This is a genomic window from Pseudomonas sp. S2_F07, assembly GCF_054668325.1.
This window is the reverse complement of sequence record NZ_CP162758.1, coordinates 1,772,858-1,795,947: the sequence shown is the minus strand read 5'-3', so window position 1 is coordinate 1,795,947 and position 23,090 is coordinate 1,772,858. Positions and strand designations below refer to the sequence as shown.

Here is a 23,090-nt window from a genome sequence, read left to right as displayed (position 1 = left end):
CCCCTGCGATCTTTGTGGAAGTATTCATGGATTTAGTGAACATCGGGTTGGTCGTTGCCGGGCTGGTTGTCGGCTTCATCGTCGGCATGACTGGCGTAGGTGGCGGGTCGCTCATGACCCCGATCCTGCTTTGGTTCGGCATCAACCCGGCGACGGCGGTCGGTACCGATCTGCTGTACGCCGCCATCACCAAATCCAGCGGTGTCCTGGTTCACCGCAAGAACAACAACATCGACTGGGCGATTACCGGCTGGCTGACCTTGGGCAGCGTGCCCGCGGTGGCGTTGACGCTGTGGTTCCTCAGTACCCTGCACAGCGCCCCCGAGGCGATGAACGCGATCATCAAGCAGGCCCTCGGGTTTGTGTTGTTCGCCACGGCACTGGCGATCCTGTTCAAGAAGCGCCTGCTCGACTTCGCCCACAAGCGTGCGGGCGGCAACTACAACCCCAGCGGACTGCGCTTGAATGTGATGACCGTCATCACCGGACTCGTCCTTGGCACGATGGTCGCGCTGACGTCCATCGGCGCCGGCGCACTGGGCACCGTGGCACTGTTCATTCTCTATCCGATGCTGCCGACCCGCCGTCTGGTGGGGACTGAAATTGCCCACGCGGTGCCGCTGACCCTGGTCGCGGGCCTTGGCCATGCCAGCATGGGCAACATGGATTGGCACGTCCTGGGTTACTTGCTGGTGGGCTCGTTGCCGGGGATTTACCTGGGCAGCCACCTGACCGGGCGCATCTCCGACGAACTGCTGCGCCCTTGCCTGGCGACCATGCTGTTGTTGATCGGCTACAAACTGGCGTTTTAACTCCTGCCCGCAATGCCCTGTGGGAGCTCTGGATCGGTTACCCGTTTGGCGGGATGAACCGGATCCTGTAGGAGCTGCCGCAGGCTGCGATCTTGTTGCGGATCATGCGGTGTGTGCAGAAATGTCAGATCAAGATCAAAAGATCGCAGCCTGCGGCAGCTCCTACCTGGATGTTGGCGGTATTCGGCAGGTTGATGTTCAGCTCCCAGGCACACCCGCCGTCCTCCCGCCTGATCATTGGCCTGCCTGGCGCTCGCCAGGCTCGGCCCACCACGGATCGGCGGGTTGTCATGAGTCTTCAGATTAGCCCAGCCTGTTGCGCAATGACCGCCCTGACCTAAGCTTGGGGCAAGGCGAAAAATATTGCGGTACGTCACCCGGAACGATCGCCGCGATGCGCAATCATTAGAGCGTGGATATCAAAAGGAGATGCGCATGCTCATCAGGTCACTGACCCTGGCTACCTTGCTGGCGATTGCTGGCACCTCGTTCGCCGCCGATGGCGACTCACCGCTGGACATGGACAAGGGCAGGGCCCGACCACTGATTGTCATCGCTCCAAGCACCGTTGATCCGGCCTGGACCAGCCTGAAGAAGTCCCTGGATGAGCCGGCCAACCGCAAGGGTTTCACCGACCGCAACATGGTGCTCTACACCGTACTCAACCTGATGGGCCAGCGCGACGGCAAGGACCTGGGGCCACAGGACACGGCGGCGCTGATCCGCTCGCTCAAACTGGGTGCCGGCGCCAAGACCAAGGTGATTCTGGTCGGCAAGGACGGCGAAAAGAAACTTGAGCAATCGGACGCCTTCAAGCTGGACGAGATTTTCAGCGCTGTCGATCAGTTGCCGGCGGCCGAGAAAGAGTTTACAGCGACCGTGGCGGCTCCCGTCACTGAAGCCGAGCCGGCGGCCAAAGGCGCCAAGCCCGGAAAAACCAGCAAGCCGGCCAAGCCCGCCAAACCGCCTGAAATGCCGGATGATTGATGTCCTACACGCTATCGCTGTCGATGACGCACTGAGTGTGCGTCTGCAGACGCTTCATCTGGCGAGCAAAGGCCTCGAACAAACGATGCACTTCCTGTTGGGTGGTCGTTGCCTCACAACCTGACTCCAGCTGTTCGCAGGCCCTGATCAACGGCGTTGCATGGATGATCCGCGCGCTGCCAAGGATTTTGTGGCAACGCCGGCCCATGGCCCGGAAGTCGCCCGCGCGAAACAGTTCCTGCATGGCGTCGAAATCTTCCTGGTTGGTACGCAGCACGGTCGTCAACAACTGGCGGCTCATCAGCGCATCGCCAGCGGTAATGTCGGTGACCCTGGACAGGTCGAAGCACGGCTCGCTGGCCTGGCGCGTCCGTTCGGACTCGTGCAGGTAACGTTCCAGCGCGCTACGCGTGAGCGGCTTGAACAGGCAAGCGTTCATCCCGGCTTCGAGGCAACGCTGGATTTCCTCTGGCTGGGCATTGGCGGTCAGCCCCACCACATGGGTCGGCGTGCGACCTTCGGCCACTTCGATGGCGCGCAACTGGCGGGTCATCTTGTCGCCGTTGAGCAGCGGCATGCTGCAGTCGGTGATCAGGTAATCGAACCTGTCCTGGCGCCAGAGATTGAAGCCTTCCAGGCCGTTTTCGGCGCAGGTGACACGCAGCCCCAGGGATTCGAGCTGGCGTTGCAATACCACGCGATTGAACTCGTGATCCTCGACAATCAGCACGTAGAGCGGCGGTAGCGGTGGTAATGGCGCGGTATCGATGGGCGAGGGTGCGTCGCCTTCGCTGACGGGTGTCACCTGCAGCGTCAGCGTAAAGCACGAGCCCTGGCCCGGGGTGCTGGTGCAGTCCAGGCGGCCACCCATCAGTTGGGTCAGTTGTTGACAGATGGCCAGGCCCAGACCGGTACCGGTCTGCAATTCGCAGTCCTGGTCGGCGAACTGGGTGTAGGGTCGGAACAGGCGCTGGCGTTGCTGTTCGTCCATGCCGATACCGGTGTCTCGCACCACCAGTTGCAGGTGGGCGAACGGCGTATCGCTGCTCAGACTCAGCTCGACGGTCACCGTACCCTGTGTTGTGAATTTGATGGCATTGCTCACCAGGTTGGACAGGATTTGCCGAAAGCGCAGCGCGTCAAGTTGCACCGTGAGGTCCGGGCCATGACTGACAAACTCCAGTGCGAGGTTTTTCTGTTGGGCGAGGCTGGCGAAACTCTGCAACACCGTGCGCGCCAGGCGTTGCGGGTAGCTGCTGGTGCTGCGCAACTCAAACTGCCCCGACTCGATTTTCGACAGGTCGAGAATCTCGCCAATCAACTCCATCATGCCGTTGGCGGATTTCTGCGCGATGTCGATCAGTCCTGCATCGGCATTCTGTTCGGGCTGATTTTCGCGCAGCAATTCAAGCACGCTCACCAGTGCACTCATGGGCGTGCGAATCTCGTGGCTCATGACCGCCAGGAAATGGCTTTTGCCGCGATTGGCCGATTCGGCCTGTTTCCTGGCCTGGATCAGCGCGTGTTGCAGGTGGTGTTGCTCGGTCAGGTCGATCCAGCCGCCAATGACGCCGGTCATGGTGCCATTGGAATCGCGGTACGGCAGTGCCCAGTGGTAGACGTGGCGCTTCTGGCCCTTGACTGTCATGGTGAAGTTGTCGAAGGACGGCTCCCCGCTCTCAAGGGTCGTACGGTGAATCCGCTTGTAATTGTGGGCGTCGTCGAGGGGCAGGATATCGGCTTCGATCAAGCCTTTGTTCAGCACCTGATCCAACTCGACCTGCATCGTTTGCACGTAGGCACGATTGCAGGTCAGCAGCAGGCCTCTGCGGTCGCGGACATAGATCGGATGCGGTGTGCCGTCCACCAGTACCTTCATGAATTCCAGTTGGTCGTTCAAGGCTTTTTGCGCCTTGAGGCGTTCGGCGATTTGCCGGCGAAGTCCGAAGTTCCAGGCAAGCACCACCAACAGCACCAGCACCATCCCCAGTACTGCCCGAAAGAACCAGTTCTTGTAGGCGCTCCAGCCTCCGTGGCTTTGCTGCGGGTTCTGCCAGCGGCTCGCCAGGCCACTCAATTCATCGGGCGAGATGTCGAGCAACGCCTTGTCGAGGATCGATACCAGTTCGGCGTTCTGTTTGCCGCTGGCAAAGGCGATCAGCGCCGGTTGCGCGCCGAGCACCGAATCGATCTGCAACTGGCCACGGAAGAACCGGTCGATCAGGTAGCCGGCGCCCAGTTGTGGCTGAATCACGCCATCGACCTGACCTTCGGCGAGTAATTCGTAAGTCTCGATCGGTGTATCGACTTCGACCACCTTGATGTCGGGCCATTCGCGCTCCAGCCAGTTGGCCGCCGCGGAATCCTTGATGATCGCCACGGACTGCCCCTTGAGTCGGACCAGGCCCTCATGTTCAGGCTGCACCCGGGTGACCAGCACGAACGGGTTGATCATATAGGGCCGGGAGAACGCCAGCCGTTCCTCGCGCCGGTCACTGTAGGTCAGTGCCGCAATCAGAGCGGGCGGGTCGCGTTCGGTGCGGCGGATCATGGCTTGCACCGAAGAAATCTTGCGCGGGCGGAACACCAGGCCGGTACGATTGTTGATCATCTCCAGCAGATCCGCCGCCATGCCGCGCATCTGATCGTGGGAATCAAACAGGCTGAAGGGCGAATACAGGTCGTTGGCCAGCACTTCGATCTGCGGATGGTCCTTGATCCATTGCTGCTCGGTGGCGGTCAACTGCAAGCGCTTGTAGCCGAGCCCCGGGTTGGCGCCAATGCCCCAGTGGCGGGCAATGACCACGCGTTCCTGGGGCGACAGGGTTGCCAGCGCGCTGTTGAGCAGGGTCAGTAGCCGGGTGTTCTGGCGCTGCATGGCAAAACTGAAGCCCAGGCCTTCGGAATCGCGCTGGACAGTCTGTTTCAGGCTCTGCTGGTAACTGCGTTCGAGCAGGTACTGTGCGGAAATCGCGTCGGTGAGCAGCACCATGCCTTCGCCATAGGCCACCATGCCGAGGCCGTGCTGGGTCGAATCGACGGTTTGCACCGGGTGGTCGGGAAACAGCGAGATTACCCGATCCTGCTGGATCCAGTCCGGATCGAACAGCACCGTGGTTCCCGGCGGCAGTTCATTGTTCATCCAGTGCGTGCCGAAACGGCTGACCAGCACGGCCTGGTCGTAGGCATAGGGTGCGCTCAGGCGCAGGTCGCTGTACTGCGTTTCCAGGTGATTGATCCGCGGCACCAGGTCGATTTCGCCCCGTTGCAAAGCACTCAACGCATCGGCCTGACTGGCATAGCGTTCGACGCGTACACGTACGCCCAAGGCTCGCGCCAGCCAGTCGAGGTAGTCGGCTGAAAGACCTTCGTAGTCCTTTTGGTTGGCAGTGATGTCCAGTGGCGGACGGTCCGGCAGATAAACGCCGGCGCGCAAGACGTCCTTCTGCTCCAGCCACTGACGCTGCGCCGTGTTGAGCGACAGGCTCATGTCGCTCGTGGGCGCACGGCTGAGCAGCGTCAGGGGATCGGCGCAGGCGTTCAGGGCCACCAGTATCAGACCGAGCACTCCCGACAGCCGCAGGACCAGTCGATTCATGGGTCAGGCCAGGTCGTTGCGTTTGGCGAACTCGATCAACTCAAGCAAATTACTGGCATTCAACTTTTGCATCAGGCGGGTCTTGTAGGTACTGATTGTCTTGTTGCTCAACAACATATCGTCGGCGATCTGCTTGTTGCTCAGGCCTTGGGCCAGGCCGTGCAACACCTTGAGTTCGCGCCGGGTAATGCCGCTGAGCAGTTGCACATCGTTGCGGGCGAAATCGCTGTGGCGCACCGACTTGAGCGTACCGACCGGGAACCAGGATTTGCCATTGGCTAGCGCCTTGAGTGCCGTCACGATCTCCACCGGGTCATCGGCCTTCGACAGAAAGCCTGCTGCACCGGCCCGCATGCATTGCGCGGCGTACGACTGGCTTTTCAGCCCCGTGTGAACCAGGACATGAGCCGGACTGCCGCCGATGCGCAGGCGATCGATCACCGCCATGCCATCGAGTTGCGGGATATCCAGGTCGAGCACTATTGCATCGGGTTTGAGCTCGAAGGCCTTGCTCAACGCGTCCACACCGTTGTCGCACTCGCCGACGATGACATGGCCTTCACGGGCCAGAATTATTCCGATCGCCATGCGCACGACAGCGTGGTCATCGACCAACAGCACCTTCATGGATCAATCCTCATGTCCTGTTTCAGCATAGTCCCGCCACCCCCCCAAAGGATTCGGCAGACCTGATGCGTGGCCAGGTGACGCAAAAAAGAGGCGCGAATCCTACTTGGTTTATGTGGGTATGCAAGGCGGGGCGGTCTTACCGGGTAAGGGCGCTCAGAATCTGATGAGCAATCCTGACCCGTTCTGCATTGGGATAATTCTTGTTGGCCAGCATCACAATGCCAATGTCCTTCGATGGCACGTACGCCACGTAAGCCCCAAAACCACCGGTTGAGCCTGTCTTGTTGATCAGCGCGTCCTGCGGCTGCGCTTGTGGCGGGTTCAGCCACTGGACTTCATGGGCCTGCATGGCCATTGGCGTAGAGTTGCCGTCCAGCAGGCGATCCAGTGTGATCGGGTAGCGATACATCTCCCAACCGAGGCCCTGGGTCATACCGCCAACGGTGTAGTAACCGCTATGGGTCAAGGCGATGGCTTGCTGCAATGGTTTTTCCAGAGACGTCGGCTTTATGTTCGCGCCGACGTAGGCCAGCAAGTCAGCGGCACTGGTTTTCACCCCGTACGCCTCGGAATCCAGCGCACCCGGAGTGACCCGTACCGGTTGGCCTTCCTTGTTGTAGCCTTGGGCGTACAGCGCCATCTGAGCCTGCGGCACGTGCACATAGGTGTGCTTGAGGCCGAGTTTTGGCAGCAGGTTTTTCTCCATCAGGTCATCAAACGGCCGGCCCATGCTTTGCGCGGCGAGGTAGCCGAACAGGCCGAGGCTGGGGTTCGAATACAGTCGGTGGCTGCCGGGAGCGTAGAGCGGTTTCCATTGCTTGTAGTAGCTGAGCATTTTGTCGGCCGAATCATATTCAGCGGGGAATTGCAGCGGCAGGCCGCCAGCGCTGTAGGTGCCCAGTTGCAGCACGCTGATCTGGTCGAACGCACTGCCGCGCAAGGCTGGCAGGACCTGGCTGGCCTTGTCCGACAGCGACAGCTTGCCCGTGGCCTGGGCGTAGGCGGCGAGGGTGGCGGTGAAGGTTTTGCTGACGGAGCCGATTTCGAAGAGGGTGTCTTGGGTGACGGGGTTGCCGGCTTCTTTCGAGGCGACGCCATAGTTGAAGTAATGCGCCTGGCCGTTGACGGTGATCGCCACGGCCATGCCGTGAATTCCCTCGGCTTGCATCACCGGCTGTACAGCGGCGTTCACCACTGTCTCGATTTGATCCTGCGCAACGCATTGGCCCGCGGCGAATATCGCCATGCAAGCGGCGATGTTTTTCAGCCTGTCCATGTTGGTTTCATCCGTCGTTGATTCAGTTGCGCGTCATTTTAGGGCGTGAAGCGCCATGCTCCGAGCGCTTTTTAAAATTGGCCGCCAACAGGCGGCCACGCGCAACCTTCGATTCAACGCACTTGCCGATTCAACGCACCAGGCACGGACGCTTGTTATCGAACTTCCAGCCGGGAATCAAAAACTGCATCGCCACGCTGTCATCCCGGGCCCCCAGGCCCATGCCTTTGTACAGTTCATGGGCCTTGGCGACCTGATCCATGTCCAGTTCGACCCCCAGCCCCGGTTTCTGCGGCACCTGCACGCAGCCGTCGACGATTTGCAGCGGGGCCTTGGTCAGGCGTTGGCCGTCCTGCCAGATCCAGTGGGTGTCGATGGCGGTGATCTCGCCCGGCGCGGCTGCCGCGACATGGGTGAACATTGCCAGGGAAATGTCGAAGTGGTTGTTGGAGTGCGAACCCCAGGTCAGGCCCCATTCGTGGCACATCTGCGCCACGCGCACCGAGCCCTGCATGGTCCAGAAGTGCGGGTCGGCCAGGGGAATGTCGACCGACTGCAACTGGATCGCGTGGCCCATCTCCCGCCAGTCGGTGGCGATCATGTTGGTCGCGGTCTTCAGGCCCGTGGCCCGGCGGAACTCGGCCATGACTTCGCGTCCCGAGTAGCCGTTTTCCGCCCCGCACGGGTCTTCGGCATAGGCCAGCACGTGGTGCTGATCGCGGCACAGGCGGATGGCTTCTTTCAGTGACCAGGCGCCATTCGGGTCGAGGGTGATGCGCGCATCGGGGAAGCGCTCGGCGAGGGCCGTGACCGCTTCGATTTCGGCGTCGCCGCTGAGCACACCGCCCTTGAGCTTGAAGTCCTTGAAGCCATATTTGGCGTGAGCCGCCTCAGCCAGGCGCACCACCGCGTCGGCGGTCATGGCTTTCTCGTGCCGCACGCGGAACCAGTCGTTGTCGGCGTCCGGTTCGCTGCGGTAGGCGAGGTCGGTTTCGTTGCGATCGCCGACATAAAACAGATAGCCGAGCATCTTCACTTCATCACGCTGCTGGCCTTCGCCGAGCAGGGCGGCCACCGGTACGTCCAGGTGCTGGCCGAGCAAGTCGAGCAATGCGGCTTCCAGGCCGGTGACGGCGTGAATGGTGATGCGCAGGTCGAAGGTCTGCAAGCCGCGACCACCGGCATCGCGGTCGGCGAAGGTCTGGCGAACCTGATTGAGGATCTTCTGGTAGGTGCCGATTGGGCTGCCGACTACCAGGCTGCGTGCGTCTTCGAGGGTCTGGCGGATGCGCTCGCCCCCCGGCACTTCGCCGACGCCGGTATGGCCGGCGTTGTCCTTGAGGATCACGATGTTGCGAGTGAAAAACGGGCCGTGGGCGCCGCTCAGGTTGAGCAGCATGCCATCGTGGCCGGCCACCGGAACAATCTGCATGCTGGTGATGATCGGGGCCTTGGCGATTTCTTGTGCAGTCATTTTCTTATCCTTTCAGGCGTGACGTGGCGCAGCTTTGGCCGATTCGACGGCAGGCGCGGATTTGGGTTTGTTGCGGGCGGCAAACACGATGATGGCGGCGATGATCGAGGTCGCGGCCAGGCCGTACAGCCCGCCCTGAATGGAGCCGGTGCGTTCTTCCAGCAGGCCGAAAGTGGTCGGCGCAACGAAGCCGCCGAGGTTGCCCACCGAGTTGATCAGTGCGATGACGCCAGCGGCAATGCGCGCATCCAGATAGGCTTGGGGAATCGGCCAGAACAGCGACGAGGCCGATTTGAAGCCCAGTGCGGCAAAGCAGATCGCAACGAAGGCGAAGACCGGCCCGCCGGTGGTGGACATGAACATCCCGGCCGCGGCGATCAGCAGGGCGGTGGCGACCCAGGCTTGCTGGTGTTTCCATTTGGCCGAAAACGAAGCGAAGGCGTACATGCCGACAATCGACAGCAACCACGGAATCGAGTTGAACAGCCCGACTTGGACATCGCTCAGGTCGCCCATCTTCTTGATGATGCTCGGCAGCCAGAAGGTCGCGGCGTAGATGGTCAGCTGGATAAAGAAGTAGATCAGGCAGAACAGGATGATCTGGCGATCCTTGAGCAACTTGCCCAGCGACGGCTTGATCGGCGTGGCGGCTTCCCGGGCCAATTGTTCATCGTCGATGGCCTTGACCAGCGCGTCCTGCTCTTCGCGACTCAGCCATTTGGCGTCATGGGGTCTGGAGTCCAGCCAGAACCAGACGAACACGCACAACCCCACCGAAAACATGCCCTCGATGAAGTACATCCATTGCCAGCCGTGCATGCCCAGGCCGCTGATTTGCAGGAGCAGCCCGGACAGCGGGCCGGAGATCAGCGAAGCAATCGCCGAGCCACTGAGGAAAATCGCAATCGCCTTGCCTCGCTCCACGCCGGGCAACCAGCGGGTGAAGTAGTAGATCACCCCGGGAAAGAACCCGGCTTCGGCCACGCCTAGCAGAAAGCGCAGAATGTAGAAGTGGGTTTCGTTCTGGATGAACGCCATGCCCGCGGCGACCAGGCCCCAGGTCAGCATGATCCGGGTCAGCCAGATACGCGCGCCGACTTTCTGCAGAAGGATGTTGGAGGGCACCTCGAACAGTGCATAACCGATGAAGAACAGACCGGCACCCAGGCCGTAGGCGGCCGCGCCAATGCCCAGGTCGTGTTCCATGTGGGCGCGGACGAAACCGATGTTCACGCGATCAATGTAATTGACGATGAACATGATGACGAACAGCGGCAAGACGTGACGTTTGACTTTGGCGATGGCGGACTTCAGCGCTGGATTGGCGTCGTCGTGCATCCCGGGGATGGATGTATTCACTGCGTTTTCTCCCACTCGTTATTTTTATGCGGGGTGAAGCTGGGTGCTGCGTTGTTGATAGACATCATACAACTAGGTTTTTTCATCTTGCAACCACGTTTATTCAATGAAATGGCGCTTTAGCAGAGGTTTTTTATTCTATTGGTGGTGGCGGATAGCCCTTGAAACGAATCAAAATGGGCTAATTGTTGAGTGTTGTCATACAAGATGGTCGAGATTTTTCAGGATTCCCGTCTGGCGCGGTGCTACGATTCGATAGCCCTGATTTCCGGACACCACCATGCAAGAAGACCTCGAAGTACCCGCTCGCAAGCGCAGCCACAACCTGGCCCATGACCTGGTGGAGAAACTGACCCAGCGCATCCTGCTCGGCCAGATGTTGCCCGGCGACAAGCTACCGTCGGAAAACACCATCGTTCAGGAACACGGGGTCAGTCGCACGGTGGTGCGTGAGGCGATCTCGAAGTTGCAGGCCTCGGGGCTGGTGGAAACCCGGCACGGCATTGGCACGTTCGTGATCGAGCGCGCGCCGGAGCAGGGGCTGCGGCTGAATGTCGATACCGCGTTGGGGGTGCGCAGCATTCTGGAGTTGCGCATGGGTCTGGAAACACAGGCGGCGGCGCTGGCGGCAACGCGCCGTACCGACCTGCAACTGGCGCAGATGCGTGAAGCGCTGGACGACTATCAAAGCCTGCTGGCCAACAACGACAGCTGTGTCGAAGCGGACCGGCGTTTTCATCTGCTGATCGCCGAAGCCACCGGCAACGTTTGCTTCACTGAAATCATGCAGCATCTGGGCAGTGCAATGATCCCGCGCACCCGGGTCAATGCCGCCGAGCGTGGCGCGGTGGACTTGAGCAAGCTCGGCCAGTTGGCCAACCTCGAGCACGAGGCGATTCTCAATGCCATCAAGCGCCAGGACCCGGACGCGGCGCGGGCGGCGATGTGGCTGCACCTGACCAACAGTCGCGACCGGTTTTCGGCTAGCTGAGGTTGTCTGTTCTTCAGTGGCACCGAGTCATCGTTCTTCGCGAGCAAGCCCGCTCCCACAGGGGTTTTATGCATGCCGTAGTGCTTGAGTACGACTCAAAACCTGTGGGAGCGGGCTTGCTCGCGAAGACGTCAGTCCAGGCAGCAAAAAACCTGGATCAGACCCTGACAGCCTTAACAACCAAAGCCCGCCGCTCCAGATTCAGCGCCAGCACACTCGCCGACACCACCAGCCCGCCGACCACGATCATCAATGTCGGCCGCTCACCAAGCGCATAGGATGCAATCACCATCGCCGTCGGCGGCGTCAGATACAGGGTCATCGTCGCCCGGCTCAAATCGACATGCGCCAGCACATAGGCCCAGGCCAGGTACGCCAGGGCGCTGGGGAATATCCCCAGGGCAATCACCGCAAACTGCACGCGCATCGGTGCCAGGGCGACTTGATCTGCCAGGCCGGGCAAGAAAACCAGCAACAGCGCCGTTCCGGACCACACCGTGTAACACACCAGTGTCAGCCCGTCGTAACGTCCGGTGTGATGCTTTTGCAGGGCAAAGTAGAGGCTCCAGGACACCGCCGCCAGCAGGATCAGCAAACCGTGGGCATCAATGCTGCCCAGGCCATGATCGCCCGCCACCACAATCACCACGCCCAACAACCCGAGCAGCACGCATCCCCAGCGCCACAGGCTCACCTGATCCTTGAACACGAAGCGCGCGATCAGCGTGCTGAACAGCGGCGTGGTCTGGGCCAGGACGCTCGAAGCGCCAGCACTGACACCTTGTTGCCCGAAGTTGATCGCCACGTGGTGCAGGCTCACCGCGAAGAAACCCAGACCGAACATCAGCGGCAGATCGCGCAGGCTCGGCAGGCGAATGCCCTTGAACATCGCGACCACCGCCATGAACACAGAAGCCAGCAGGAAGCGCAGGAGCGCCAGGTGCACGGGGTCGTAGGCCTGCAAGCCGATATGGATGCCGGTCGGGGAATAGCCCCAGCACGCCACGACAAACGCCATGGCCAGGATGATTTTCCAGGGGGAAACGGGGGAGGGTGTGAGCGGCTTCATGGTCGTGCACCTGTGGGCGGATGCACCGAGTATCAGAAAGCGGATCGTTCGCCACAACTGACTTATACTGCGCTAATCGTTCACTGTGGGTGATGTATGGAGCTGGCACAGATTCGCATGTTCAAGACCGTGGCCGATGTCGGCAGCATCGCCCGCGCGGCCGAATTACTGCATTGCGTGCCGTCGAACATCACGGCACGGATCAAGGCCCTTGAGGCCGAACTGGGTGTCGCGCTGTTTCTGCGTGAGGGCCGAGGGCTGCGCATCAGCCCGTCGGGGCAAACCTTCCTGGCCTACGCCTCGAAAATTCTTGCCCTCACCGCCGAGGCCAAGCGCGCGGTCGACCCGTCGGCCGAGCCCTCGGGGCCGTTGCGCATCGGTGCCATCGAGTCGTCGGCCACCGGGCGATTGCCGCGCCTGCTGGCGAAATTCCACAAGCGTTTCCCGCAGGTGGCGCTGGAGCTGACCACCGGCTCCTGGGGGCAGTTGCTCGACGACACGCTCAATCACAAGCTCGACGGCGCCATCGTGGCGGTGGATGTCGAGCGTTCACACCTCAAGCGCACGCCGATGTACCGCGAAGAGCTGCTACTGATCGCCTCGACCTCCCTGGGGCCGCTGCGGGACGTCAGCGATCTGCAAGACCAGACCGTGTTCATGTGGCCCCAGGGTTGCCCATACCGGGCGGCGCTGGAGCATTGGTTGTTGCGACAGGGCCAGGCGCTGCCGATTGTCAGCCTGGCCAGTTATGGTGCGATTGTCGGTTGCGTCAGTGCCGGGGCCGGCGTGGCACTGGTGCCCAAGGGCGTGTTCGACCAATACGCCAAAGGCGCCGGCTGTGTGGGGTTTGAATTCCCCGAACTGACCGCCGTCGACAACCTGTTCTACTGGCACGAAAACGCCGGGGTGCACCCGGCGCGTGAAGCGTTTGTGGCGATGCTGCGCGAGGAGTTTGCCTAGGTTCAGGATCAGCCAATGTAGGAGCTGCCGAAGGCCGCGATCTTTTGATCTTGAAAGGCAACGTCAAAAGATCGCAGCCTTCGGCAGCTCCTACAGGGGGGGTTACGGTGTGCCGATATCTCGCATTAGCAGGCCAAAACCCAGATCCACTGCATCCGGTATCGGCAAGTACACCGTATGCCCATCCCCCGGCGCTACCTCGATCCCTTCGCCCCTGGCGTTTTGCAACTGATGCAGATCGAAGTGGAAGTTGCCCTTGGGCGTCATCAGCTCCATGTGATCGCCCAGGCCGAAACGGTTCTTCACCTTGACCTCGGCCAGGCGATCCCGCCGCTGCCCGGTCAGTTCACCGACAAACTGCTGGCGCTCCGAGACCGAGCTGCCGTTCTGGTAGTTCTGGTACTCGTCATGCACATGCCGGCGCAGAAAGCCTTCGGTATAGCCGCGCTGGGCGAGGGATTCCAGGTCGGTCATCAGGCCGCGGTCGAAGGCCCGGCCCGCCAGCGCATCGTCGATGGCGCGGCGATAAACCTGGGTGGTGCGCGCGCAATAAAAGTGCGATTTGGTCCGGCCTTCGATTTTCAGGGAGTGCACGCCCATGTGGGCCAGGCGTTCGACGTGCTGCACGGCGCGCAGGTCCTTGGCGTTCATGATGTAAGTGCCATGTTCGTCTTCGAAGGCCGGCATCTGTTCGCCGGGACGATTGGCTTCCTGCAACAGGAACACCTGCCCGGTGGGCGCCCCGATGCCCAGGGTGGGTTCCGGTTGATACTGCTGCACGATCTCGCCGAGAGTGTTTTCTGTGGCCGGTTGCGCCGAATATTTCCAGCGACAGGCATTGGTGCAACTGCCCTGATTGGCGTCACGCTTGTTCATATAGCCCGACAGCAGGCAGCGCCCGGAATAGGCCATGCACAACGCGCCGTGCACGAACACTTCCAGTTCCATGGCCGGCACTTGCTTGCGGATCTCGGCGATTTCTTCCAGGGACAGCTCCCGGGACAGGATGATCCGGCTCAGGCCTTGCTGCTGCCAGAACTCGACGCTCGCCCAGTTCACCGTATTGGCCTGCACCGAAAGGTGGACCGGCATTTGCGGGTAGTGCCGGCGCACCAGCATGATCAGGCCAGGGTCGGACATGATCAGCGCATCCGGGGCCATGGCGATCACCGGTTCAAGGTCCTTGAGGAAGGTCTTGAGCTTGGCGTTGTGCGGCGCGATGTTCACCACCACGTAGAAGCGCTTGCCCTGGGCCTGTGCCTCGCGAATGCCGAGGGCCAGGTTGGCGTGGTCGAATTCATTGTTGCGCACCCGCAGGCTGTAGCGCGGCTGGCCGGCGTACACGGCATCGGCGCCGTAGGCGAAGGCGTAACGCATGTTTTTCAAGGTGCCGGCGGGGGCGAGCAGTTCAGGCGCGGTGAGGTTCATGGCAGTGTCGGTCGCAAAAGCCGCACAGGGTAAATGCCCTGTGCCACGGCTTTATTGACCTGGATCTATGCCTGATCAATAAACTGATGGCACTCGCGCGAGCCGTGGCGGACTAAACATCAAGGCGAAAGTTTTTCGTCCTGACTGACTGGCACGGATCGGACATGAACGAAACGACACTGCAAGACAAATCGCTGACGGTTTTGCTGGTGCTGGTGAGTGCTGCCTTCATCTGGATCCTGCTGCCGTTTTACGGCGCGGTGTTCTGGGCGGTGATCCTCAGCATCGTCTTTGCGCCACTGCAGAGCCGACTGCAACTGAAGTTCGGCTGGCAACGCAACCTCACGACGCTGTGCACATTGAGCATTTGCCTGGTGATCGCGATTCTACCGGTGATCATCATCAGCACCTTGCTGGTCCAGGAGGGGGCGGTACTCTACAAACGCGTCGAGAGCGGTGAACTCGATATCGCCGGGTACGTGTCGCAGCTCAAGCACAGCCTGCCACCGTATTTCCAGTATCTGCTGGATCGCTTCGGCTTGGGCGAGTTGAGCGGGCTGCGGGAGAAAATCGTCAAGAGCGCAATGACCGGTGGGCAGGTGCTGGCCTCCCAGGCGTTCAGTTTCGGCCAGGGCACGTTCGAGTTCATCGTCAGTATCTTCATCATGCTGTACCTGCTGTTTTTCTTCCTGCGCGACGGTGCGGAACTCGCGCGAAAGGTGCGCCAGGCGGTGCCGTTGCAGGAGCAGCAGAAACGCCGATTGCAGCTCAAGTTCAATCGTGTGGTGCGGGCCACTGTGAAAGGCAACCTGTTGGTGGCGATCACCCAAGGCGCGCTGGGCGGTCTGATCTTCTGGTTCCTGGGCATTCCCAGCGTATTGCTCTGGGCGGTGTTGATGGCGTTTCTGTCGCTGCTGCCGGCGGTGGGAGCGGGAATAGTCTGGGTGCCGGTGGCGGTGTTTTTCCTGTTTACCGGGGCGATCTGGAAGGGCGTGGTGCTGGTATTGTTCGGGGTCTTCGTGATCGGGCTGGTGGACAACCTGCTCCGGCCGTTACTGGTGGGCAAGGACACCAGGATGCCGGACTACATGATCCTGATCTCGACCCTCGGCGGCCTGGCGATTTTCGGACTGAACGGCTTTGTCATCGGCCCGTTGATCGCGGCCCTGTTCATGTCGAGCTGGGCCATTTTCATTGAAACCAAACCGCGGGTGCAGCTGCCTTAAGCGCTCAGCCTGCCGGACTGGCCAGTGCCGATGCGTTGCGACAGCTCCTTTGCCGCGGGCAGCGAAGTGAGCGGGCCGCTGATCTGCACGCCGTCCTGCACCAGATACCAGCAGGCGAGCATGCCCAGTTCCCTGAGCTGTGCGGGGACGGCGCTGCCGATAACGGACATGATCTGAACCTTGGACATGACAAGTACCTCCATCAATCTGTGGAGTTACTTTAAGGTCCGGGTGCCTTGAGGGGTAATCAACGCTTTCGATAGTGGTCATTGATGCCGGATGGGGCAAACGACCGTTGGTCGGTCAGTCGACCACCTGATCGAGCATATGAACCACTTCCTGCTCGTTGAGCAGGCCCTTGCGCACCAGGCTTTGCGCCAGCAGCGAGAGAAACTTGGCGCTGCGATGACCTTCCAGGTGCTTGAGTTCGGTCAGTGCGTTGTACACCTTGCCGGAGGTGCACAGACCGACGATGCGGTGCGGGTTTTGCGTGGGCATGTGGTCGTCCTTGTTGTTATCAACCTGTTTTCGACGGACAGCACCGAGCTTGCGGAACTGTCATGACAAAAATATGACCGTTTTTTGCCGCACGGCAGAAAACGGGTCGAGTCCATCTTGCCAACTTCTGCCACGGGCACTGTCCCGATAGCGACCTTGGCGAGATTTATCCAGACCTGTACCGACAAACGGGGATAAAAAAGCCCCGCTGGTTCAGCGGGGCTTGAAGCGTTCGTTACCAGCGACCATGGCCGTGGCCGTAGTAGCCCCGTGGTGGGCCATAGTAACCGCGGGGTGGACCGTAGTAGCCACGGGGTGGGCCGTAGTACACCGGGGCCGGACGGTAGTAGATCGGTTGCTGCACGTAGACCGGGGCCGGCTGGTAGTAAACCGGAGGCGGTGGCGCGTAATAAACCGGCGCGGGCTGGTAGTAGACCGGTTGCGGTGCGACATAGACCGGGCGGTTGGCGTTGATCAGAGCCGAGCCGACGATGGCAGTACCGACGATCGCTCCAAATACCGCGGCGTCATTACCATGACCGGCTTGCGCCTGTCCTGCGATAGCGAGGGTGCCGATCAGCAAGGCTACTGTGGGGACTTTACGGATCATGATAGTTCCTCGGTTCTTCAACCCGGCGCCTGTGTCTGCAATAGACCCAGGGATTGTCGCGGGGATACTTCTAAGACAGCTTTTTTTCGAAAAACAGCACGGCCGCGAGGTAAATTTTGTGTAAGGTCTGTAGCGACTTTTTTACCGACCCGTGTAAGGCCGCGATAACACACTTAAATGATCGATCAGAACCCGATGGAGGGCTAATCCCGTCCATCCGAAAAGTGCATTTGAAGGAGCTTGCCCATGCAGATGAACCCCAACAAAGACACCCAGCTGTGCATGTCCCTTTCAGGACGCCCCGGGAACTTTGGTCTGCGTTTTCACAATCATCTGTATGAACAACTGAGCCTGAATTTTTACTACAAGGCCTTTGCCAGCCAGGACCTGACGGGGGCCGTTGCCGGCATTCGCGCCCTGCGGATTCGTGGCTGTGGCGTGTCGATGCCATTCAAGGAAGCCTGCATTGCCTTGGTGGATGAACTCGACGCGTCTGCCGCCGCCATTCAATCGATCAACACCATCGTCAACACCGACGGTCATCTCAAGGCCTACAACACCGACTACATTGCCGTTGCCCAGTTACTGGAAAAACACCAGGTGCCCAAGGACTCGACCTTTGCCTTGCGCGGCAGTGGAGGCATGGCCAAGGCCGTAGCGAGCGCCTTGCGCGATGGCGGCTATGAAAACGGCGTGATCGTGGCCCGCAACGAGCGCGCCGGACAAGCGCTGGCGCAGTCATTGGGATATGAGTGGCAGGCCGAGCTGGGGAGCCGTCGCCCGCAAATGCTGGTCAACGTTACCCCGATCGGCATGACGGGAGGACCGGAGGCCGAGCAACTGGCTTTTGAGCCTGAAGTGATCGAAAAAGCAGAAACTGTCTTCGATGTGGTGGCGATCCCATCGGAAACACCGCTGATCGTGCGCGCTCGTGCCGAAGGCAAGCGGGTCATCACCGGGCTTGAAGTGATCGCGATCCAGGCGCTGGAGCAATTTGTGCTCTATACCGGTGTACGGCCGACAGACGAGCAATTCCAGAAGGCCGTGGCGTTTGCCCGCAGCTAGGAGGTGTCCATGCATCCCCCCATTCTCAATCTGGACTCAGTCGAACTTGAACCGCTGCCCGAAGCGTTTGCGCCGGGCGGTGAAACCGCCGGGCGCTATCAACAGCGCCTGGCCCGAGTCGGTCAGCAATTGGGGGCGCAAAAGCTGGGTTATCGCCTGTATGCGCTGGAGCCAGGCATGCGCGGCAGCCCGTTCCACAGTCATCGGGTCAATGAGGAAATGTTCTACGTTGTGGCCGGGGAAGGAGAGGTACGCCTGGGAACCGAGCGTTTTCCGATCCGCACCGGTGATGTGATCGCCTGTCCACCGGGCGGGCCTGAAAAGGCGCACCAGATCATCAATACCAGCAACGGCGAGTTGCGGTACCTGGCCGTCAGCACCCAGCAATCACCGGAGATCTGTGAGTACCCTGATTCCGGCAAGTATGCCGTGATGGATGACTTCAAGGTGGATGCCGAGGGTAATGCGTCAGGCTTTGTTGCCGTTGCCCGGCAAGCCGATGGGGTGGATTACTGGGACGGCGAATAGGCGCGAACACCGCCAAACCCCTGTGGGAGCGGGCTTGCTCGCGAAAGCGTCGGCCCATCCGGCATTGATGTGACTGACAGTCCGCCATCGCGAGCAGGCTCGCTCCCACATCGGGATCTCTGTAGCCTGATTACTCGAGCCGAGCCAGCCTTTCTTCCAGGGCAGCAATCCGCGCTTCCAGTTCTTCGATCCGTTCAACCGAAACCCCGCTGCCACCCCGTTCGGTCGGGTTTTGCCGTGCCGCCATGATCGCCTCGATATCCGCCGGATCACCCAAGGCGTGGGTATAGCGGTCTTCGCGCTGACCGGCCTGACGTGGAATCAGCACGGCCAAGCCCCGGGCAATCAGGCGTTCGAGTTGATGCACCACCTGTTCGGTGTCTTCGAATTCATGCATGCGGCCACTGCGGGTCAGCAGTTCATTGACGGTCTGCGGGCCGCGCAGAAACATCAGCCCGGTCAGGATGACCTGTGCCGGTACCAGCTCCAGGGCCTTGTCCACCTTGTGTTCCCAGCGGTCGGCGCGGCTGCCCATCACCAGTCTGGTGAAGCCGCGTCCTTCGAGGGCGCGCAGGCTCTGGCCGACCTGGCCAGGCGTCAGGTTCATCACCGGCTCGCGGCTGGTTTTCTGGTTGCAGGCAATCACCAGGGCATTGAGGGTCAGGGGATAGGTTTCCGGGCTGGTGGCCTGTTTCTCGATCAGCGAACCCAGAATGCGGATTTCCGTACTGTTGAGCCGCGGCTCGTCGAAAGTCGTCTCTTGCTCAGTGCTCATGGTTCTGCATCCTTAGCCGATTCATGTTTTTCACTTGCGTGGGCGCACTTTGACATCGCCCGTTCGGACTAGGCAAGGCTAACGATTCTGCCGCCTCCTGCTGGCGCCAAACTTCATGCTCAAAGGGGTGTTGCGCCACGCGTGCCCCGCCAAACGAGCAGAAGGCGCCGCGATGGAGTTTGCATTCAGCGACGAACAGGAAATGATCCGCGCATCGGCCGAGGGCTTCCTCGCCGATGTCTCGGATTCTGCCGCCGTACGCGCGGCGATGGTCAGTGAACGGGGTTTCGACGAAGCCCTCTGGCAGCGTCTGTGTCAGGAAATGTACTGGCCGGCCATTCATATCCCCGAAACCTATGGTGGCCTGGGCCTCGGCTTTGTCGAGCTGACGATCCTGCTGGAACAGATGGGCCGCCGTTTGCTGTGCTCGCCGTTTTTCGCCACCGCTTGCATGGCCACCCCTGCGCTATTGCTGGCGGCCAATGATGAACAGAAGCAGCGCTGGTTGCCGTCGATTGCCGACGGCAGCGTGACCGCGACCCTGGCGTTCAGCAGTGCCAACGGCTGGTCGGCCGATGATGTCCAGGCAACGGTTGTGGCTGAAGGCGACGGGTTCGTCCTCGACGGTACCCTCAAGCATGTGCTCGACGGCCATGGTGCCGACCTGTTGATCATTGCCGCCCGCCAACCCGCAACCACTGGCGAAACGGGCATCAGCCTGTTTGCCGTGAACGCCGCACGCGCAGGCATCGAACGGCAAATGTTGCCGACCATGGACCAGACTCGGCGTCAGGCGCGGATCCAGCTCAAGGGCCTGTACCTTGAAGCCGGCTGCCTGCTGGGTGAACTCGGCAATGGCTGGCCGCACCTTGAACGAGTCCTGCAACTGGCCTGTATCGGCCTGGCTGCCGAGCAGACCGGCGGCGCGCAGCAAGTACTCGACCTCAGCGTGGCCTACATGCTGGAACGCCAGCAGTTCGGTCGCCCGATTGCCAGTTTCCAGGCCCTCAAACACCGCGCCGCCGACATGATGCTGCAAGTCGAATGTGCCCGTTCGGCCAGTTATTACGCCGCATGCGTGGCCCAGGAAGTCCTCGATCCCCAGGGTGATCCCCAAGTCGCGGCCGAACTGCCGCTGGCGGCTGCGCTGGCCAAGGCGCAGTGCTCCGAGACTTACTTCTCTTGTGCGTCCGAATCGATCCAGTTGCATGGCGGCGTCGGTTTCACCTGGGAATACGACCCGCACCTCTACTTCAAGCGCGCCCGTGCCAGCGAGAGTTTCCTCGGGCTGCCGGCCTGGCATCGCGAGCGCATTGCTTCGGTGATTCTGGGAGAGCAGCCATGAAAATCAGTTTCAGCGAGCAGGACGAGTGCTTCCGCCGGGAAGTGGCCGACTGGATGAGCGCCAACCTCTGCGGCGAGTTCGAAGCCCTGCGTTTTCGCGGCGGGCCGGGCGACGAGCACATGTTTCCCGAAGAACGAAAAGCCTGGGAGCGCAAGCTCGCCGAAGGCGGCTGGACCTGCGTCGGCTGGGCGCCGGAACATGGCGGGCGTGGCTTGTCGATCACCCAGCAGGTGATCTTCAACGAGGAGTACGCCCGCGCCGGTGGCCCCGGCCGCATGGGCCATATCGGCGAAGGCCTGGCCGGGCCGACCATCGCCGCGTTCGGCACGGTCGAGCAGCAACAGCGCTTTTTGCCGGGGATCGTCAGCGGTACGTCGTTCTGGTGCCAGGGCTATTCAGAGCCGGGCGCCGGTTCCGACCTGGCCAACGTCAAGACCCGTGCAACGCTGGATGAAACCTCCGGCAGCTGGATCATCAATGGCCAGAAAGTCTGGACCTCCCTGGCCCACGAGTCGGACTGGTGTTTTGTCATCGCCCGCACCGAACCAGGCAGCGTCGGCCATCGCGGTCTGTCGTTCCTGCTGGTGCCGATGGCCCAGACGGAAATCACCGTACGCCCCATCGAGCAACTGACCGGCACCTCGGAATTCAACGAAGTGTTCTTCGACGATGCCCGCACCGACGCCACCAACATCATCGGCGAGCCGGGCGAAGGCTGGAAGATCGCCATGGCGCTGCTGGGGTTCGAGCGCGGCGTCTCGACCCTCGGCCAGCAGATGCAGTTCCAGAACGAACTCAACGAAATCATCGCCAAGGCCCGCGCCAACGGCGCCGACCGCGACCCGATCCTGCGTCAGCGCCTGGCCGAAGCCTGGAGCGGGCTGCGGATCATGCGCTACAACTCGCTACGCATGCTCTCGGGTAGCCAGGACGGTTCACTGCGCAAAGAGGCGACCATCTACAAGCTGTTCTGGTCGACCTGGCACGCCAGCCTCGGCAAGTTGGCGATGGACGTCCTCGGCGCCGAGGCGGAATTGCTCGAAGCCGGACCTTACCAACTCACCCGTTTGCAGTCGCTGTACCTGTTCAGCCGCGCCGACACCCTCTACGGCGGCAGCAACGAAATCCAGCGCAACATCATTGCCGAGCGTGCCTTGGGCATGCCCAAAGAGCCGCGTCCGCGCGCCTGAAAGGAGAGAGTTCATGTCTGTACCTCAATATGTTGAAGGTCGCGGCCTGCTGCGCGGCAAGTCGGTACTGATCACCGCCGCCGCCGGTGCCGGGATCGGTTTTTCCGCCGCCGTGCGCGCTGCCGAAGAAGGCTGCCGTGCGTTGATGATCAGCGATATCCACGAAGGCCGGTTGGCCGAGGCGGTGCTGAAGATCCGCGAAACCACCGGGCTGCAACAGGTGTTCGGCCAGGTCTGCAACGTCGCCGACGAAGCCCAGGTGCAGAAGTTGGTCGCCTGCGCCGAGCGTGACCTGCAAGGCGTCGATGTGCTGATCAACAACGCCGGGCTTGGCGGCTCGCGCTTGCTGGTGGACATGGCCGACGAAGAGTGGAATCGGGTCATCGACGTGACGCTCACCGGCACCATGCGCATGACCCGCGCCATGCTGCCGAAAATGATGGGGCGGCGTGCCGGGGTGATCGTCAACAACGCCTCGGTGCTGGGCTGGCGCGCGCAGAAAGAGCAGGCGCACTACGCCGCCGCCAAGGCCGGGGTGATGGCGCTGACCCGCTGCGCAGCGGTCGAGGCCGCCGACTACGGCATCCGCATCAACGCGGTCAGCCCGAGCATTGCCCTGCACGATTTCCTGCGCAAATCCGCGCCCCAGGCGGTGCTCGATCAACTGGCCGCCAACGAAGCGTTCGGCCGCGCCGCCGAAGTCTGGGAAGTGGCCAACGTGATGATGTTCCTGGCCAGCGACTACAGCTCCTACATGACCGGCGAAGTGTTGTCGGTGTCCAGCCAGAGGGCGTGACCATGCCACGTATTTTCGACACACCGATGGCCTTGTTCGACGCCGTGGGCGAATCACTCGGCGCCAGTGACTGGCTGTTGCTGGAACAGGACCGAATCAACCAGTTCGCCGATGCCACCGGCGATCACCAGTGGATTCACGTCGATCCGCTCAAGGCCGCCAGCGGCCCGTTTGGTACCTGCATCGCCCACGGCTACCTGAGCCTGGCGCTGGTCAATCTGTTCTTGCCGCAGATCGTTGAGGTCCGCGGCCTGGCCATGGGTGTCAATTACGGTTGTGAGCGGGTGCGCTTCCCCTCGGTGGTGCGCGTCGGCTCGCGGGTGCGCGGCAGTGCGCAACTGATCGCGGTCGAGGAAGTGAAAGGCGGCGTGCAGGCGACCATCCGTGTCAGCGTCGAAATCGACGGCGAGGAACGTCCAGGCGTCGTGGTCGACACCATCAGTCGCTATTACCCGGCCTGACCTTCAACAGCA

22 protein-coding genes are annotated in these 23,090 nt (G+C 61.3%); 11 read left to right on the top strand and 11 right to left on the bottom strand.

Features of this window, described 5'->3' with window-relative positions; all coding sequences use genetic code 11:
- Window positions 1–26 precede the first annotated feature (26 nt).
- Entirely contained in the window at window positions 27–812 is a 786-nt protein-coding gene (locus AB4O40_RS08080; protein WP_056722471.1) for a sulfite exporter TauE/SafE family protein, read from the top strand.
- A 435-nt stretch (window positions 813–1,247) separates the two neighbouring features.
- Window positions 1,248–1,799, top strand: coding sequence for a DUF4174 domain-containing protein (locus AB4O40_RS08075; protein WP_056722469.1), 552 nt, complete (start codon window positions 1,248–1,250; stop codon window positions 1,797–1,799).
- A 4-nt stretch (window positions 1,800–1,803) separates the two neighbouring features.
- Here the strand turns inward: AB4O40_RS08075 and AB4O40_RS08070 are convergent, their stop codons facing one another.
- The 5 genes from AB4O40_RS08070 to AB4O40_RS08050 all read right to left on the bottom strand — a co-directional run bounded on the left by AB4O40_RS08070 (window position 1,804) and on the right by AB4O40_RS08050 (window position 10,136).
- Window positions 1,804–5,397 carry an ATP-binding protein gene (locus AB4O40_RS08070; protein WP_460055094.1) on the bottom strand — a complete coding sequence of 1,198 codons (3,594 nt, stop codon included), beginning with the start codon at window positions 5,395–5,397 and terminating at the stop codon, window positions 1,804–1,806.
- A 3-nt stretch (window positions 5,398–5,400) separates the two neighbouring features.
- On the bottom strand, window positions 5,401–6,024 hold the full coding sequence (locus AB4O40_RS08065) for a response regulator transcription factor (protein WP_056722467.1): 624 nt from the start codon (window positions 6,022–6,024) through the stop codon (window positions 5,401–5,403).
- A gap of 139 nt (window positions 6,025–6,163) precedes the next feature.
- Window positions 6,164–7,273: a class C beta-lactamase gene (gene ampC / locus AB4O40_RS08060; protein ID WP_460058149.1), complete on the bottom strand. Its 1,110-nt coding sequence runs from the start codon at window positions 7,271–7,273 to the stop codon at window positions 6,164–6,166.
- 160 nt (window positions 7,274–7,433) lie between these two features.
- A complete protein-coding gene (gene gudD, locus AB4O40_RS08055; protein ID WP_056722463.1) occupies window positions 7,434–8,777 on the bottom strand; it encodes a glucarate dehydratase in 1,344 nt (447 codons plus the stop codon).
- A gap of 12 nt (window positions 8,778–8,789) precedes the next feature.
- Window positions 8,790–10,136, bottom strand: a complete 1,347-nt coding sequence (locus AB4O40_RS08050) for an MFS transporter (protein WP_056722461.1) — start codon at window positions 10,134–10,136, stop codon at window positions 8,790–8,792.
- A gap of 280 nt (window positions 10,137–10,416) precedes the next feature.
- Here AB4O40_RS08050 and AB4O40_RS08045 point away from each other — a divergent pair, with 280 nt between their 5' ends.
- Window positions 10,417–11,127 carry a FadR/GntR family transcriptional regulator gene (locus AB4O40_RS08045; protein WP_056722458.1) on the top strand — a complete coding sequence of 237 codons (711 nt, stop codon included), beginning with the start codon at window positions 10,417–10,419 and terminating at the stop codon, window positions 11,125–11,127.
- A 157-nt stretch (window positions 11,128–11,284) separates the two neighbouring features.
- On the opposite strand, the gene AB4O40_RS08040 is transcribed toward AB4O40_RS08045, so the two are convergent.
- Window positions 11,285–12,196 carry a DMT family transporter gene (locus AB4O40_RS08040; RefSeq protein WP_056722456.1) on the bottom strand — a complete coding sequence of 304 codons (912 nt, stop codon included), beginning with the start codon at window positions 12,194–12,196 and terminating at the stop codon, window positions 11,285–11,287.
- Window positions 12,197–12,292: 96 nt separating this feature from the next.
- Between AB4O40_RS08040 and AB4O40_RS08035 the strand changes: the two genes are divergently transcribed.
- Complete coding sequence (locus tag AB4O40_RS08035) at window positions 12,293–13,156, top strand: LysR family transcriptional regulator (protein WP_056722454.1); 864 nt, start codon at window positions 12,293–12,295, stop codon at window positions 13,154–13,156.
- Between the two features lie 102 nt (window positions 13,157–13,258).
- Here AB4O40_RS08035 and trhP read toward each other — a convergent pair whose 3' ends face one another.
- On the bottom strand, window positions 13,259–14,584 hold the full coding sequence (gene trhP, locus AB4O40_RS08030; protein ID WP_056722452.1) for a prephenate-dependent tRNA uridine(34) hydroxylase TrhP: 1,326 nt from the start codon (window positions 14,582–14,584) through the stop codon (window positions 13,259–13,261).
- Window positions 14,585–14,748: 164 nt separating this feature from the next.
- Here trhP and AB4O40_RS08025 point away from each other — a divergent pair, with 164 nt between their 5' ends.
- Complete coding sequence (locus tag AB4O40_RS08025; RefSeq protein WP_056722450.1) at window positions 14,749–15,810, top strand: AI-2E family transporter; 1,062 nt, start codon at window positions 14,749–14,751, stop codon at window positions 15,808–15,810.
- On the opposite strand, the gene AB4O40_RS08020 is transcribed toward AB4O40_RS08025, so the two are convergent.
- The 3 genes from AB4O40_RS08020 to AB4O40_RS08010 all read right to left on the bottom strand — a co-directional run bounded on the left by AB4O40_RS08020 (window position 15,807) and on the right by AB4O40_RS08010 (window position 16,918).
- Window positions 15,807–15,998 carry a hypothetical protein gene (locus AB4O40_RS08020; RefSeq protein WP_056722448.1) on the bottom strand — a complete coding sequence of 64 codons (192 nt, stop codon included), beginning with the start codon at window positions 15,996–15,998 and terminating at the stop codon, window positions 15,807–15,809. The genes AB4O40_RS08025 and AB4O40_RS08020 overlap by 4 nt on opposite strands.
- Window positions 15,999–16,113: 115 nt before the next feature.
- Window positions 16,114–16,308, bottom strand: a complete 195-nt coding sequence (locus AB4O40_RS08015; RefSeq protein WP_056722446.1) for a hypothetical protein — start codon at window positions 16,306–16,308, stop codon at window positions 16,114–16,116.
- Between the two features lie 235 nt (window positions 16,309–16,543).
- On the bottom strand, window positions 16,544–16,918 hold the full coding sequence (locus AB4O40_RS08010; protein WP_056722445.1) for a hypothetical protein: 375 nt from the start codon (window positions 16,916–16,918) through the stop codon (window positions 16,544–16,546).
- 246 nt (window positions 16,919–17,164) lie between these two features.
- On the opposite strand from AB4O40_RS08010, the gene AB4O40_RS08005 reads away from it, so the two are divergent.
- Together AB4O40_RS08005 and AB4O40_RS08000 are read left to right on the top strand one after the other, a co-directional pair.
- Complete coding sequence (locus tag AB4O40_RS08005) at window positions 17,165–17,983, top strand: shikimate 5-dehydrogenase (RefSeq protein ID WP_409078881.1); 819 nt, start codon at window positions 17,165–17,167, stop codon at window positions 17,981–17,983.
- Between the two features lie 9 nt (window positions 17,984–17,992).
- A complete protein-coding gene (locus AB4O40_RS08000; protein WP_056722441.1) occupies window positions 17,993–18,511 on the top strand; it encodes a cupin domain-containing protein in 519 nt (172 codons plus the stop codon).
- 130 nt (window positions 18,512–18,641) lie between these two features.
- Here the strand turns inward: AB4O40_RS08000 and AB4O40_RS07995 are convergent, their stop codons facing one another.
- Window positions 18,642–19,286, bottom strand: coding sequence for a YceH family protein (locus tag AB4O40_RS07995; RefSeq protein ID WP_414912763.1), 645 nt, complete (start codon window positions 19,284–19,286; stop codon window positions 18,642–18,644).
- A gap of 172 nt (window positions 19,287–19,458) precedes the next feature.
- Here AB4O40_RS07995 and AB4O40_RS07990 point away from each other — a divergent pair, with 172 nt between their 5' ends.
- Genes AB4O40_RS07990 through AB4O40_RS07975 form a run of 4 tightly spaced genes read left to right on the top strand, consistent with a single transcriptional unit; the run spans window position 19,459 to window position 23,078 of the window.
- Window positions 19,459–20,631 (top strand): acyl-CoA dehydrogenase family protein, encoded by a 1,173-nt coding sequence (locus AB4O40_RS07990; protein WP_460055103.1) that lies wholly within the window; start codon window positions 19,459–19,461, stop codon window positions 20,629–20,631.
- Window positions 20,628–21,821 (top strand): acyl-CoA dehydrogenase family protein, encoded by a 1,194-nt coding sequence (locus tag AB4O40_RS07985; protein WP_460055106.1) that lies wholly within the window; start codon window positions 20,628–20,630, stop codon window positions 21,819–21,821. Before AB4O40_RS07990 ends, AB4O40_RS07985 begins: the two co-directional genes overlap by 4 nt.
- A 13-nt stretch (window positions 21,822–21,834) precedes the next feature.
- Window positions 21,835–22,617, top strand: a complete 783-nt coding sequence (locus tag AB4O40_RS07980) for an SDR family oxidoreductase (RefSeq protein WP_460055109.1) — start codon at window positions 21,835–21,837, stop codon at window positions 22,615–22,617.
- Window positions 22,618–22,619: 2 nt separating this feature from the next.
- A complete protein-coding gene (locus AB4O40_RS07975) occupies window positions 22,620–23,078 on the top strand; it encodes a MaoC family dehydratase (protein ID WP_056722432.1) in 459 nt (152 codons plus the stop codon).
- Window positions 23,079–23,090 lie beyond the last annotated feature (12 nt).